Raw genomic sequence first — 13,339 nt, 5'->3', positions numbered from 1 at the left:
TTTTTAGTTATTGTCACCCCGGACAAGGGGCATATACAGGTGATCGAGAGTATGCTGCCTGCCTCTTGTGTGTAAATCGCGCAATTCGCAACACTGTCTTGCATCTTTTTGGGGCAATCCGAGTGCCCCGCTGGCGGAGGAATGATGGAAAAGAAACGGGTACTGCTCTCCTGGAGCAGCGGCAAGGATTGCGCATGGGCACTGCATCAGTTGCGGCAAGATCCCGCCATCGAGGTGGTGGGGCTGTTTACCACCCTCAATCAGGCATTCGAGCGGGTGGCGATGCACGGGGTGCGCAAGCAGCTGTTGACCGAGCAGGCCGCCTGCGTCGGGCTGCCCCTCATCACCATCGATCTGCCCTGGCCCTGCAGCAACGAGGATTACGCCCGCATCATGACCGGCTTTATCGCCGATGTGGTGGCACAGGGGATCCGCCATATGGCCTTTGGCGACTTGTTTCTTGAGGATGTGCGCGCCTACCGTGAAAAGCAGCTGGCAGGTACCGGCATCGAACCACTGTTCCCGCTGTGGGGCAGCAATACCCGTGAACTGGCACCGCAGATGGTGGCCGCTGGGTTGAAGGCGCGGATCAGTGCTCTCGACCCGAACAAGCTGGATGCCAGCCTGGGGGGGCACAATTTTGACGAGGCACTGCTGGCGGCGCTGCCAGAGGGCGTTGACCCATGCGGCGAGAACGGCGAGTTTCACACCCTGGCCTATGATGGCCCCATGTTCTCCCGTCCGCTCGGCATTCGGGTCGGCGAGACAGTGGTGCGCGACGGCTTTGTCTTTACCGATCTGCTGCCAATCAAGGATTAATTATCGGGCGTCAAATGCTCCCTTTTGCAGGAGCATTCACAGATTTGAGAGGTAGGATGGGGGCACTATTGGCCCCCTCTTTTGATTCAAGATGACAACCTGCCTTATGAAACACGTCTCTCGTCCGGCGCTGCTTGCCTCCTTGCTGGCTGCCGCCCTCTCTCTGCCTGCAGTCGCGGGTCAAGCTGCTACCGTTCAGCCGATCCCTGCCGGTGTCACCACCGTCACTCTGGCCCAGCAGGCGCCGATCCACTGGGTATCGGTGGAGCAGATTGCCAAGAGTCTGGATGGCCTGCCCCCGATGGCGGTCGGGTTTGATATCGACGATACCCTGCTCTTCTCCAGCCCGGGTTTTTATCGCGGCAAGCAGGAGTTCTCCCCCAACGACGAGAGCTACCTGAAGAACCCTGCCTTCTGGGAGAAGATGAACAATGGCTGGGATGCGTTCAGCATGCCGAAAGAGGTGGGCAAGGCGCTCATCGCCATGCACCTCAAACGCGGAGACCACATCTATTTCGTCACCGGCCGCTCGGCCACCAAGACCGAAACAGTGAGCCAGACCTTGCAGCAGACCATGAATATTCCGGCCGACCAGCTCAATCCGGTGATCTTCGCGGGTGATCAGCCGGGTCAGAACACCAAGGTGCAGTGGCTCAAGGATAAGCAGATGAAGCTGTTCTACGGCGACGCCGATGGGGATATCAAGGCGGCGCAGGAGGTCGGCATTCGCGGCATTCGTCTGCTGCGGGCCGCCAACTCCAGCTATCGGCCACTGCCGTTGGCAGGGGCGCTGGGGGAAGAGGTGATCGTCAACTCCCAGTTCTGATCCGGAGCGGATCCATGCAAAAGGGCGGGGCCATTGGCACCCGCCCTTTTTGCATCCGTCATCCAGCTCGGGTCAGTCGTCTGCCCACGGCATCTCGGGCAGGCTGTCGAGGAACTCGCCGTAACGGGTCAGATTGAAGGGGCCCTGATCTGCCTCCATCGCCATCAGCTCGGCACCGAGGGCGCAGGCGATATATTGCAGCGCCTCTTCTCGCGGGGTGCCCTTCATTACCAGCCGCATCAGGGTCGCCTTCACATGGGGCGGGTGACCGTCGTTGAGCTGGTTCTCCACCATCTCCAGCAGCGCGTCTTCATCAAAAAATTCCTGAGTGTCGTTCATGGGATATCCGCAACAGTGAATGTGGCGGCCAGTATAGCCTGAATGTGACTAACACCTTGAATGACCAGCGAATAAACAATCCGATGGGGAGGCCATTTGTTACCCATAATTAGGAGGAGTTTGCCAAGGCAAACAGGTTGGAACACAGATAACATGGATGGACACGCCTATGCCCACGATAGATTCCCTGCTGGCCGAGCCCAAGCTACTGCCCCAGATCCCGGAAGTGATGCGCGATTTGATCCAGACCTTCAATGAAAAGGATCCGGATCTGCTCAAGATCAGCAAGTTGATCAACAAGGACCCTGTCATCTCCGCCAAGCTGCTGCGTCTGGCCAACTCGGCCAAATTCGGCAGCAGCCGTCAGATCGGCACCGTCAATGAGGCCGCGGTGCGGCTTGGATTGGCGATGGTGCGCAACATGGTGCTGGCCTGCGGGCTCACCGAATCGGTCACTGCGGTGCCCGGCATTGACCTCAAACATTTCTGGGGTTGCGTCTTCAACGTGGCCGAGCTGGCCCGTCGTCTGGCGGTGAAGAAGGGGATGAAGGGGGATGAGGTCTTTACCTGCGCCCTGCTCTACGATCTTGGCCGCTTGGTGATGCACGTAGGCCTGCCGGAAAACACCGTCCACCACATTCACGATCTGGAGCTGCACAAGGGACGGGCCAAGGCGGAAGAGCTGGTGGTCGGCTTCAACTATGCCCAGGTCGGGGCGGCCATGGCACGCTACTGGAAGTTCCCCGAGACCATCAGCAATGCGGTGGAGTATCACTACAACCCCATGCTGGCCAAGGAGTTCTCCGCCGAGGCAGGGTTGATCCATCTGGCGATCGTACTGGCAGCACAATCCGATGTGGGTGAAGAGGCGCCACCCGAGTGGCCCCACAAGGTGGCAGACGCGCTGGGGCTGAGCTGGGCCGATTGCGCCGCCCAGTTTACTGCGCTGCGCGAACAGGGTAATGGCTACGCCGGGTTACTGGCTGCCTGAGCCCGTTTATCCCATCTCATCAGGGGCCAATATGGCCCCTTTTTTATGGCCGATGGTGCCACAGGCTTGCCAGCCCGGGAGTGACGGGGCACTCTTTGCCCTTCACTTTCCGTTTGAGAGCCCTTGCCATGATTGCCTCCTCCCGCCTGATCCTGCGCGAAATGATCGCCACCGATGCCCCCTTCATCCTTGAGCTGCTCAATGACGGCGACTTTTATCGTTACATCGGTGATCGGGGCATTCGCACCCTGGAGCAGGCGCAGGAGTATATCCAGCAGGGGCCGGCGGTCAGCTATGCCCGTTATGGTCACGGACTCTATCTGGTGGAGCGCAAGGAGGACGGTGCCAGCCTCGGTATCTGCGGTCTGATCAAGCGCGACACCCTGGAGCGGGTCGATATCGGTTACGCCTTCCTGCCGCAATATCGCGGTCAGGGCTACGCTATTGAAGCGGCGCAGGCCGCCCTTGCCGATGGCAAAAGCCGGTTGGGGATTGGGCAGGTAGTTGCCATCGTCACTCCGGGCAACGAGCGATCCATCGGCCTGCTGGCCAAGCTGGGGCTGGTGCGCAGTCGGCTGGTCAAGCTGAGCGAAGATGCCGATGAGTGCCTGCTGCTGGAGCAGTGATCAAGGTCAGAGAGCTGAAAAGCGAATGGCGAGGTAGCGGTCAGGCTGAGTGACAAGCAAGAGACTGGAGCTGGCTAAAGGCGGAGGGGGATAAGCAAAGAGGCCGCCGTGAGTTGCGGCCTATCTGCATCGGGCGCTGCCGGAGGGCAGGCAGGATCAGTTGAGGTCTTCGATGGAGAACTCGCCAGCGATACCATCACAGGAGATGGCGAAACCGCCGCTGAAGCGGGTGCTGAACTGGATCAGAAACGCATCATTGTCGTGCTCTTGCACAGGCAGGTTGATGGGTTTGCTGCGACGCAGGGGCTTGTGTGTTTGTACTGCTTTCATCATGGTATTTCTCTATATAAATTAGGTGTTTGCTCCTTGTATTGGCAAATGTCAGGTCAATGGGCGCGGTCGATTGGGTGAACGACAAGCGCGCAGGAATACCCAGCCCGGTTAAGGGGCGTCTGCACTTTCAAGGAATATGCTGATGCATAAATCAAATTGGGTGGGCAGATCGGATCTGCACCGTGAGAGCCGGGCAACGCAGGCAGACAGCCTGACGGTTCTCAAGGCGAGTAAATCAGAGGGAGGTTATGTGTGTACTGGCAGGATTCATCTAACGTTGAAGCATTGCGAACATAAACAGGGCTGATTAACTAGCCGACGCGCATTCTCTCCTCGAAATGAATAAAAAGCAAACAATAATTTGCCGATGTTGAAGTCAGTACGCTTTTCCTCTGTGTAATCAAGACGCTATCAGCAGCAAATATTCGCAACTATCCGCCATAACAAGAGGGCTCCTGACGGGAGCCCTCTCTCATTCTGCAATCAGCACAGTGGGCCGACTCAGTAGTCGCCACAGGCCTTCTTGGCAGCCGTGATCATCGGGGTGATGGTCATGCCTTGCACCACGATGGAGAACATCACCACCGAGTAGGTCATCACCAGGATGACCTGACGCAGGTCGACGCCATGTTCCGGGATCATCATGACGCCGGAGGGGAGTGCCAGTGCCATCGCCATCGCCAGGCCACCGCGCAGGCCACCCCAGGTGAGGATCCGCACCGAGAAGGTGTTGTAATTGCGGAATCGGCGGAAAGCCACATAGGGCAGCGACACGCTGATAAAGCGGGCACCCAGGCAGAGCGGCACCGCAATGACCAGCAGGATCCAGTCACGCCAGGCGAGATCCAGCAGTACCAGCGCCAGACCGATCAGCAGGAACAGCAGGGCGTTGAGGAACTGGTCCATCAACTCCCAGAAGTGATCCAGGTGATGGCTGCTCTGCTCGGAGAAGCCGGAGTGACGGGTCCAGTTGCCGATCATGATGCCGGTGACCACCATGGCCAGTGCGCCAGAGACGCCGATCATGTTGGCAAAGGCAAAACCGGCGGTCGGGATGCAGAGGGTCAGCAGCAGCTCCAATGAACCGTCATCGGTGGCGCTGATCATCACGTGGGCGATAAGGCCCAGCACGGCGCCGAACAGGATGCCACCGAGGGCTTCGTGCAGGAACAGACCGGCCACGCTACCGAAGGTGGGCTCGACACCGCCAAAGGCGACGGCAAACACGGTAGCGAAGATGACGAGGCCAACACCATCGTTGAACAGGGATTCCCCTTCGATCTGGATGGCGATCTGGGGTGGCGCTTTCATCTTCTTGACGATAGCCAGTACGGCAATCGGGTCAGTGGGGGAGATCAGCGCGCCGAACAGCATGCAGTAGACCAGCGGCAACTCCCAGCCCAGCAGCTTGGCGATAAACCAGAAGCCGTAGCCGATGAGGAAGGTGGAGAGCAGGGTGGCAATGATGGCCAGAATGGTGATCTCCCACTTCTGGCTACGCAGCGCCTTGAGGTTGATGCCAAGGCCACCGGCGAACAACAGGAAGCCCAGAATCCCCTTCAGCAGGAAGTTCTGGAAGTCGATGCTCTCCATGGTCTTGACGGCAAGAGGTTCCAGGTTGAACCAGCCCAGTTTGCCAAACAGCACCAGCAGTGCGGAGATCAGCATAGAGCCCGCAGTAATGGCGATGGTGGTCTGGATCTTCACAACATACTGGTTGGCAAAGGCGATAAAAATCGCCAACGCTGCCAGAAAACAGAGTGTGTAGTAGACGCTCATAGTTATTTTTTTCTCGTTGGTAGACAGCAAGCACGTATCCCTATGCAGGACGGGCATAGGTTACTCTCGGGCCCTATGTTACTCATTACCCATAAATGAGTATATGGTGGCGTATTTGGACTGATAGACGGCTAGATTTCCATTTTATTTGTTTGCTGTTAGGATGCTGTTTACGCAGTTGCATGGATGTAAGAGGAACACGCGGTGTCGAACGTAATGTCGAGCAGAGAGCCGAGCAAGCAGTCGGACGTAACAAAGAAGCTGGAAGCCTGCCTCAGGGAGCGGATCCTGATCATCGACGGGGCCATGGGCACCATGATCCAGGGCTACAAGCTGGGGGAAGCGGATTATCGGGGTGAGCGGTTTGCCGACTGGCATACCGACATCAAGGGCAACAACGATCTGCTGGTGCTGACTCGTCCGGCGGTGATCCGCGAGATCCACGAGCAGTACTGCGCTGCCGGGGCCGACATTCTCGAGACCAACACCTTCAACGCCACTCGCATCGCCATGGCCGATTACGAGATGGAAGCGTTTTCCGCCGAGATCAACCGTGAAGCCGCCCGTCTGGCCCGCGCCGTGGCCGACGAGTGGACGGCAAAAGATCCCGCCAAGCCGCGCTTCGTGGCAGGGGTGTTGGGCCCCACCAACCGTACCGCCTCCATCTCGCCGGATGTGAACGATCCCGGCAAGCGCAACGTCACCTATGACCAGCTGGTGGCCGCCTATACCGAATCGACCCATGCCCTGATCGAGGGCGGCGCCGACATCATCCTGATCGAAACCATCTTCGATACCCTCAACGCCAAGGCCGCCGCCTTCGCGGTGGAAGGGGTGTTCGAGGCGCTGGGTTACAGCCTGCCGGTGATGATCTCGGGCACCATTACCGATGCTTCCGGCCGTACCCTCTCCGGCCAGACCACCGAAGCCTTCTACCATTCGCTGCGCCACGTCAAACCGGTATCGTTTGGCCTCAACTGTGCGCTTGGCCCGGACGAGCTTCGCCAGTATGTGGAGGAGCTGTCTCGCATCAGCGAATCCTGCGTCAGCGCCCACCCCAACGCCGGTCTGCCCAATGCGTTCGGCGAGTACGACCTCGACGCGGTCGAGATGGCGGAGCATATCCGCGAGTGGGCCCAAAGCGGCTTTCTCAACCTGGTCGGTGGCTGTTGCGGCACCACCCCGACCCATATCCGCGCCATGGCCGACGCCGTGGCGGGCATCAAGCCGCGCGTGCTGCCCGAGCTGCCGGTGGCCTGCCGGTTGTCGGGCCTCGAGCCGCTGATCATCACCCCTGAGTCCATGTTCGTGAACGTGGGGGAGCGCACCAACGTTACCGGTTCAGCCAAGTTCAAGCGGCTGATCAAGGAGGGGCTCTACGACGAGGCGCTCGATGTTGCCAAGCAGCAGGTGGAGAGCGGCGCCCAGATCATCGACATCAACATGGACGAGGGGATGCTGGACGCCGAAGCGGCCATGGTGCGCTTCCTGAACCTCATCGCCGGTGAGCCGGATATCGCCCGGGTGCCGGTGATGATCGACTCCTCCAAGTGGGAGGTGCTGGAGGCGGGCCTCAAGTGCGTGCAGGGCAAGCCGGTGGTCAACTCCATCTCCATGAAAGAGGGGGAGGAGAAGTTTATCCAGCAGGCGAAACTGCTGCGTCGCTACGGCGCAGCCGTCATCGTGATGGCGTTCGATGAAGCGGGTCAGGCCGACACCCGCGCCCGCAAGTTCGAGATCTGCCAGCGTGCCTACCGGATCCTGGTGGATCAGGTCGGTTTCCCGCCGGAAGACATCATCTTCGACCCCAACATCTTCGCGGTAGCGACCGGCATCGACGAGCACAACAACTACGCGGTGGACTTCATCGAGGCGGTGAAGGACATTAAAACGCACCTGCCCCACGCCATGATCTCCGGCGGCGTCTCCAACGTCTCGTTTTCGTTTCGCGGCAACGAGCCGGTGCGCGAAGCCATTCACGCCGTCTTCCTCTACCACGCCATCAAGAACGGCATGGACATGGGGATCGTCAACGCCGGTCAGCTCGCCATCTATGAAGACATTCCGGCCGAGCTGAAAGAGAAGGTCGAGGCGGTGGTGCTCAACCTCAATGACAACGCCACCGAAGAGCTGCTGGCCATCGCCGAGAAGTATCGCGGTGCCGGTGCCCAGGCGGAGGATCCGCGGGATCAGGAGTGGCGCAGCTGGCCGGTGGGCAAGCGGCTGGAGCACGCACTGGTCAAGGGGATCACCGACTTTATCGAAGAGGATACCGAAGAGGCACGCGCTGGCGCCGAGAAGCCGCTGCACGTCATCGAAGGGCCGTTGATGGATGGCATGAACGTGGTCGGCGACCTGTTTGGCGCGGGCAAGATGTTCCTGCCGCAGGTGGTGAAATCGGCGCGGGTGATGAAGCGGGCGGTGGCCTATCTGCAGCCCTATATCGAGGCGGAAAAGTCGGGCGGCTCCAGCAACGGCAAAATCGTGCTGGCGACCGTGAAGGGGGACGTGCACGACATCGGCAAGAACATCGTCGGGGTGGTGCTGCAGTGCAACAACTTCGAGATTGTCGACCTCGGGGTCATGGTCTCCTGCGAGACCATTCTCAAGACTGCGCGGGAGGTCGGCGCCGATATCATCGGGCTGTCGGGTCTCATCACCCCGTCGCTGGACGAGATGGTGCACGTGGCCAAGGAGATGGAGCGTCAGGGCTTCAAGCTGCCGCTGCTGATCGGCGGTGCCACCACCTCCAAGGCGCACACTGCGGTCAAGATCGAGCAGAACTACTCGGAGCCAGTGGTCTATGTCTCCAACGCCTCCCGTGCGGTAGGGGTGGCCCAGAGCCTGCTCAGCCCGGATCTCAAGGAGGCATTTGTCGCCCGCATCGACAAGGAGTACGAGATCGCCCGGGATCAGCATGCCCGCAAGCAGCCGCGCTCCCGCCCGGTCAGTCTGGCCCATGCCCGCGCCAACCGGCATCAGCTGGACTGGGTTGGCTACCAGCCGCCGAAGCCCCGCGAGCTCGGGGTGCAGAAGTTCGAAGATGTGGCCATTTCGGTGCTGCGCCCCTACATCGACTGGACGCCGTTCTTCCTCAGCTGGGAGCTGGCGGGCAAGTATCCGCGCATCCTCGAGGACGAGATCATTGGCGAGGAGGCAACCAAACTGTTTGCCGATGCCAACGCCATGCTGGACCAGCTGGAAAAGGATCAGAGCGTGCGCTGCGCCGGGGTGATCGGCCTGTTCCCGGCCAACGCGGTAGGGGACAGCATCGAGGTCTACAGCGACGAGTCCCGCACCGAGGTCATCAAGGTGTTGCACCACCTGCGCCAGCAGAGCGAGAAGCAGGGCTTCCCCAACTACTGTCTGGCGGACTATGTGGCGCCGAAAGAGAGCGGCAAACCGGACTGGATCGGCGCCTTCGCGGTGACCGGCGGTATCGGTGAGGAGGCCATCGCCAAGGCCTACAAGGCGCAGCACGACGACTACAACGCCATCCTTATTCAGGCGGTGTGCGACCGTCTGGCCGAAGCCTTTGCCGAGTATCTGCACGAGCAGGTGCGCAAGGTACATTGGGGTTATGCTCCCGACGAGGCCCTCAGCAACGAGGAGCTCATTCGCGAGAACTATCAGGGCATCCGCCCGGCCCCCGGTTATCCGGCCTGCCCGGAGCACACCGAGAAGGGGAGCATCTGGGAGCTGCTGGAGGTGGAGCAGGCTATCGGCATGCAGCTCACCGAATCCTACGCCATGTGGCCGGGGGCGGCGGTGTCGGGCTGGTACTTCTCCCACCCCGAGAGCAAATACTTCGCGGTGGCGCAGATCCAGCAAGATCAGGTGGAAGATTACGCCGCCCGCAAGGGGATGACGCTGGCAGAGGCCGAGCGCTGGCTGGGGCCAAACCTGAACTGACTCCCGCGTGACACCGGTTGATCTTTAACGAGAAACGGCGGCATCCTTGCTCGGGTTGAACAACCTGCGCAGAGCCGCCGTTTAACCTGTTGGTCACAGTGATGTGGTAGCGTGCGGTTTGGTGTGGTTTGTCTTGTTGTCAGGATAAACAATTGGCGTTGTCTTGGCGCTGTGGCACCTTATACTCTCCCGCCCCATCCTGCCCAGGCATAGCCTTCTAGCGGAATTGTCATGAAGATCGCCATTTTATCCCGTGAGCCGAAAAACTACTCCACCCGCCGTCTGGTCGAGGTGGCGCAGGCGCGCGGTCATCAGGTAGAGGTGCTCGACACCCTGCGCTGCTATATGAATATCGCTTCCCACAACCCATCCATTCACTACGAGGGTGGGGAGCTGGGAAGTTATGACGCCGTGATCCCGCGGATCGGTGCCAGCATTACCGCCTACGGCACCGCCGTGCTGCGCCAGTTCGAGATGATGAACACCATGGCCCTCAACAGCTCGGTGGCCATCAGCCGCTCCCGCGACAAGCTGCGGGCGATGCAGCTGCTCTCCCGCCACGGTATCGGCCTGCCCATCACCGGCTATGCCCACAGCACCCACGACGTGCCCGACCTCATCACCATGGTGGGCGGGGCGCCGCTGGTGGTGAAGCTGCTGGAGGGAACCCAGGGGATTGGCGTGGTGCTCTGCGAGACCCAGAAAGCCGCCGAGAGCGTGATCGAGGCCTTTATCCAGACCAATAACAACATTCTGGTGCAGGAGTATATCCGCGAGGCCAATGGCGCCGATATCCGCTGTCTGGTGGTCAACGGCAAGGTAGTTGCCGCCATGCGCCGTCAGGCCCAGCCGGGGGAGTTTCGCTCCAACCTGCACCGTGGCGGCACCGCCGAGGCGATCAAGATCACCCCGGAAGAGCGCGCGACCGCCGTACAGGCCGCCAAGATCATGGGGCTGGATGTAGCGGGGGTCGATATCCTGCGTAGCGCCCGTGGCCCGCTGGTGCTGGAGGTCAACTCCTCCCCCGGCCTGCAAGGGGTGGAAGCCGCCTCCGGCAAGGATGTGGCCGGCAAGATCATCGAGTTCCTCGAACTCAAGGCGAGCCGCAAGAACAAACCGGCGGAGTGAGCCTCAGGCTTGCATCTGTCAGATAGAAACAGGGCGCCCTCGGGCGCCTTGTTGCTATCTGGCTGGTGGGTTGGCGGTGCCGCAGTTCCCTCACCCTAGCCCTCTCCCAAAGGGAGAGGGAACTGTTCGGCAGTGATCATCGCCAGCCGGGCGCTGAAAATTCCGTCCTTCAGCCGGGTATCGATCTTCCAACCGAGTTTCTCGCAGATGCGCTGGATGATGGTGAGGCCACAGCCGTAGCCGAGGATCTGGTCCGGTGCCGCCGCCGTCGGGTTGCTGATGGTGAGCACCGGGCCACACAGCTCGATGTCGATATGTCCCTCGGCATAGCTCAGGGCATTTTTCAGCAGGTTGCCGAGGGCGATGGCGAGCAGGGAGAGGGGGGTGTTTACTTCGCAGCTCTCGTCCAGATTAAGCCGGATATCGAGGGCCTCCCGCTGCAACAGCGGAGCGAGGCGGGCTAGCTCCTGACGGATCAGCGGGGTCACCTGCTGCAGCGGTCGCTCCACTGCCTCCTTGCGGCCCAGCAGCAGGAAGGTCTCGGTGAGCAGTGCCATCTCGTCGGCGGCGGCGCGGATGCGGGTGGTGGCGCGGGCGGCCGGTGCGGGCAGATCTGTCACCTTGCCAAGCAGCGCGGCCGAGCCCTGGATCACCATGTTGGGGGTGCGCAGCTCGTGGCTGGCGAAGCGGCTGAACTCCTGCTCGCGGGCGAACACTGCACTCACCTCCTGCTTGCCGGCCAGCAGCGCCAGCTCGATGTCCCGCAGCTCCTGCCAGGGGGCAACGGGCTCGAAATCCGCCTGATCCGGGGTGAGGTGGGCGACCCTCTGTTGCAGCCGTTGCAGCGGCCCTGTGATATGGCGTACCAGCCAGATGCCGAAGCCGAGGCAGCCCAGCAGCAGGGTCACCCCGATCAGCCGGGTCGCCAGATGCAGCTTGTCTTCGTAGGGGTCTAGGTAGTCGTCGGCGTCGTCGTTGAAGACCAGATAGAGCAGTCCCTCGCCGGAGGGGTGACGGGCCACCAGAAAGTGTTTGTCCTCCTTGCCCAGCTGATGCTCGAAAAAGCCGGGAGTCTGGTAGGGCTTCAACCACTTGGGCAAGCGGCCTGCCTCGGTCCAGTAGCTGGAGAACTGTCTGGGGCTCGGGGCGGCCGCCACCGGGCCGAGTCGCAGCCAGTCATCGCTGTAGCGGGTCACTTCCGCCTCCAGCCAGTGGCGCAGGCTCAGCTCCTCCATCTTGTCTTCGGCCACCAGCATCAAGCCAGAGAGCAGGATCAGCAGCACCACCCCGGCGCCGCCGAGCGCCATGATCAGGCGGCGGCGCAGGCTCGGCAGGCTCATGCGCTCACCAGTCGATAGCCCTGACCGTGCAGGGTCTCCAGCATGGGAGTGGGGAAGGGCTTGTCGAGCGCGTTGCGCAGGGCGTAGATATGGCTGCGCAGGGCATCGGAGTCGGGCTCCTCATCGCCCCAGACGGTGTCGAGCACCTCCTGACGGCTGACGATGGCGGGGGCGCGGCGGGCCAGCAGGGCGAGGATCTGGAACGGGATCTTGCCGAGCTTGAGGGGTTCACCGGCGCGGGTGGCACGGCCGCTGGCGACATCGACCGTCAGATCGCCAAAGCTGATTGCCCCCACATCGCCGCGCGGGCCGCGCAGACTGAGGGCTTGCAGCCGCACCTCCAGCTCCTCCATGGCGAACGGCTTGACCAGATAGTCATCCCCTCCCGCCTTGAAGCCTGCCAGCTTGTCTTCCAGGCTGTCGCGGGCGGTGAGAAACAGTACGGGAGTGGCAATCCCCTGCTCGCGCAGGCGCGCCACTGTGCTGAGGCCATCGAGGCGCGGCATCATCACATCCATGATGATGACGTCGAAACGCTGATCCTCCAGCAGTTGCAGCGCCGCCTGACCGTGATAGGCACAATCGAGGCGGTGACCGGCCAGCTCCAGATAATCCATGATGGTTTCCGCCACCTGAGGATTGTCTTCCACTACCAAAATCTTCATGCTTTGCTCTCCTGGTTGGCGAGCGTTTCACGCTCTTTTCACACCGGATTCGGCATCCTGTTTGCCAGTGTAACCCCGAGGATCCCTGATGAAGAAGTCTCTCTGCGCCCTCCTGTTGCTGATCTTGTTGCCACTTGGCACCGCACAGGCGACCGAATTCAAACTGACCGGCCGCACCACCTGGCAGCTTGGCCAGTTGATGGTCAACGGCATGCCGTTCGTGATCGACGACCAGACTCGCTTCAAGGATTGGCTCAACGAGGATGACCTCGGCGGTACCTGGGTCGAGATGAAGGGGGTGGTGGAGAACGGCGTGCGCTATGTGCGCAAGGTCGAGGCCCTCGACGAAGATGACAAGGACGAAATGGATCTGGAGGGGCCGGTGGAAGGGGGGCGGATCTGGGGCTACACCACCTCGGATAACAGTCTGGCGCCGTTTGAAGGGCGCTGGCTCGAGCTGGAGTGCAAGTTTGACGGCATGCGCCTGAGCCGCTGCCGCGAGGATGACTGATCCGATCTCTGCGTTCCGATTAGAAATGCTCCCGAATGAAGCCCATGCTTGTCCAGCATGGGCTTTTTGT

Annotated in this window: 12 protein-coding genes; 7 read left to right on the top strand and 5 right to left on the bottom strand. The window is 60.9% G+C overall.

The genetic code is table 11. The features are described 5' to 3' along the window. Window positions 1–144: 144 nt before the first annotated feature. Together ACTG19_RS10960 and aphA are read left to right on the top strand one after the other, a co-directional pair. The gene (locus tag ACTG19_RS10960; RefSeq protein ID WP_113740387.1) at window positions 145–819 is read left to right on the top strand and encodes an ATP-binding protein; all 675 of its coding nucleotides are present in this window, start codon (window positions 145–147) and stop codon (window positions 817–819) included. Window positions 820–925: 106 nt separating this feature from the next. Further along, a complete protein-coding gene (gene aphA, locus ACTG19_RS10955) occupies window positions 926–1,645 on the top strand; it encodes an acid phosphatase AphA (RefSeq protein ID WP_113740388.1) in 720 nt (239 codons plus the stop codon). 72 nt (window positions 1,646–1,717) lie between these two features. Here the strand turns inward: aphA and ACTG19_RS10950 are convergent, their stop codons facing one another. After that, a complete protein-coding gene (locus tag ACTG19_RS10950; protein WP_005348674.1) occupies window positions 1,718–1,984 on the bottom strand; it encodes a hypothetical protein in 267 nt (88 codons plus the stop codon). Window positions 1,985–2,153: 169 nt separating this feature from the next. Here ACTG19_RS10950 and ACTG19_RS10945 point away from each other — a divergent pair, with 169 nt between their 5' ends. Together ACTG19_RS10945 and ACTG19_RS10940 are read left to right on the top strand one after the other, a co-directional pair. Then, window positions 2,154–2,975 (top strand): HDOD domain-containing protein, encoded by an 822-nt coding sequence (locus ACTG19_RS10945; protein ID WP_005357745.1) that lies wholly within the window; start codon window positions 2,154–2,156, stop codon window positions 2,973–2,975. Window positions 2,976–3,103: 128 nt separating this feature from the next. After that, window positions 3,104–3,601: a GNAT family N-acetyltransferase gene (locus ACTG19_RS10940; RefSeq protein WP_107682222.1), complete on the top strand. Its 498-nt coding sequence runs from the start codon at window positions 3,104–3,106 to the stop codon at window positions 3,599–3,601. A 156-nt stretch (window positions 3,602–3,757) separates the two neighbouring features. On the opposite strand, the gene ACTG19_RS10935 is transcribed toward ACTG19_RS10940, so the two are convergent. Beyond that, window positions 3,758–3,934: a hypothetical protein gene (locus ACTG19_RS10935; RefSeq protein ID WP_005340085.1), complete on the bottom strand. Its 177-nt coding sequence runs from the start codon at window positions 3,932–3,934 to the stop codon at window positions 3,758–3,760. 501 nt (window positions 3,935–4,435) lie between these two features. Beyond that, window positions 4,436–5,713 carry a cation:proton antiporter gene (locus tag ACTG19_RS10930; protein WP_021231596.1) on the bottom strand — a complete coding sequence of 426 codons (1,278 nt, stop codon included), beginning with the start codon at window positions 5,711–5,713 and terminating at the stop codon, window positions 4,436–4,438. Window positions 5,714–5,929: 216 nt separating this feature from the next. Between ACTG19_RS10930 and metH the strand changes: the two genes are divergently transcribed. Next, window positions 5,930–9,625, top strand: a complete 3,696-nt coding sequence (gene metH / locus ACTG19_RS10925) for a methionine synthase (RefSeq protein ID WP_439989601.1) — start codon at window positions 5,930–5,932, stop codon at window positions 9,623–9,625. Between the two features lie 231 nt (window positions 9,626–9,856). Beyond that, on the top strand, window positions 9,857–10,753 hold the full coding sequence (gene rimK, locus ACTG19_RS10920) for a 30S ribosomal protein S6--L-glutamate ligase (protein ID WP_005340088.1): 897 nt from the start codon (window positions 9,857–9,859) through the stop codon (window positions 10,751–10,753). A gap of 95 nt (window positions 10,754–10,848) precedes the next feature. Here rimK and ACTG19_RS10915 read toward each other — a convergent pair whose 3' ends face one another. Next, a complete protein-coding gene (locus ACTG19_RS10915; protein ID WP_439989076.1) occupies window positions 10,849–12,093 on the bottom strand; it encodes a sensor histidine kinase in 1,245 nt (414 codons plus the stop codon). Next, the gene (locus tag ACTG19_RS10910) at window positions 12,090–12,758 is read right to left on the bottom strand and encodes a response regulator transcription factor (RefSeq protein WP_111900303.1); all 669 of its coding nucleotides are present in this window, start codon (window positions 12,756–12,758) and stop codon (window positions 12,090–12,092) included. Before ACTG19_RS10910 ends, ACTG19_RS10915 begins: the two co-directional genes overlap by 4 nt. Before the next feature lie 88 nt (window positions 12,759–12,846). Here ACTG19_RS10910 and ACTG19_RS10905 point away from each other — a divergent pair, with 88 nt between their 5' ends. Next, window positions 12,847–13,269 (top strand): hypothetical protein, encoded by a 423-nt coding sequence (locus ACTG19_RS10905; protein WP_005340092.1) that lies wholly within the window; start codon window positions 12,847–12,849, stop codon window positions 13,267–13,269. Window positions 13,270–13,339: the final 70 nt, after the last annotated feature.

Origin of the sequence: Aeromonas sp. 3P, from assembly GCF_051919745.1 — a bacterium.
Classification (GTDB): domain Bacteria; phylum Pseudomonadota; class Gammaproteobacteria; order Enterobacterales; family Aeromonadaceae; genus Aeromonas; species Aeromonas veronii.
Note: the sequence above shows the minus strand (reverse complement) of the source record. Positions and strands in the feature narration are given on the sequence as shown.

Excerpts from the sequence above, each read along its gene's own strand:
- ACTG19_RS10960 (WP_113740387.1), top strand. The coding sequence starts at position 145 with ATGGAAAAGAAACGGGTACTGCTCTCCTGGAGCAGCGGCAAGGATTGC.
- aphA (WP_113740388.1), top strand. The coding sequence starts at position 926 with ATGAAACACGTCTCTCGTCCGGCGCTGCTTGCCTCCTTGCTGGCTGCC.
- ACTG19_RS10950 (WP_005348674.1), bottom strand. The coding sequence starts at position 1,984 with ATGAACGACACTCAGGAATTTTTTGATGAAGACGCGCTGCTGGAGATG.
- ACTG19_RS10945 (WP_005357745.1), top strand. The coding sequence starts at position 2,154 with ATGCCCACGATAGATTCCCTGCTGGCCGAGCCCAAGCTACTGCCCCAG.
- ACTG19_RS10940 (WP_107682222.1), top strand. The coding sequence starts at position 3,104 with ATGATTGCCTCCTCCCGCCTGATCCTGCGCGAAATGATCGCCACCGAT.
- ACTG19_RS10935 (WP_005340085.1), bottom strand. The coding sequence starts at position 3,934 with ATGATGAAAGCAGTACAAACACACAAGCCCCTGCGTCGCAGCAAACCC.
- ACTG19_RS10930 (WP_021231596.1), bottom strand. The coding sequence starts at position 5,713 with ATGAGCGTCTACTACACACTCTGTTTTCTGGCAGCGTTGGCGATTTTT.
- metH (WP_439989601.1), top strand. The coding sequence starts at position 5,930 with ATGTCGAGCAGAGAGCCGAGCAAGCAGTCGGACGTAACAAAGAAGCTG.
- rimK (WP_005340088.1), top strand. The coding sequence starts at position 9,857 with ATGAAGATCGCCATTTTATCCCGTGAGCCGAAAAACTACTCCACCCGC.
- ACTG19_RS10915 (WP_439989076.1), bottom strand. The coding sequence starts at position 12,093 with ATGAGCCTGCCGAGCCTGCGCCGCCGCCTGATCATGGCGCTCGGCGGC.
- ACTG19_RS10910 (WP_111900303.1), bottom strand. The coding sequence starts at position 12,758 with ATGAAGATTTTGGTAGTGGAAGACAATCCTCAGGTGGCGGAAACCATC.
- ACTG19_RS10905 (WP_005340092.1), top strand. The coding sequence starts at position 12,847 with ATGAAGAAGTCTCTCTGCGCCCTCCTGTTGCTGATCTTGTTGCCACTT.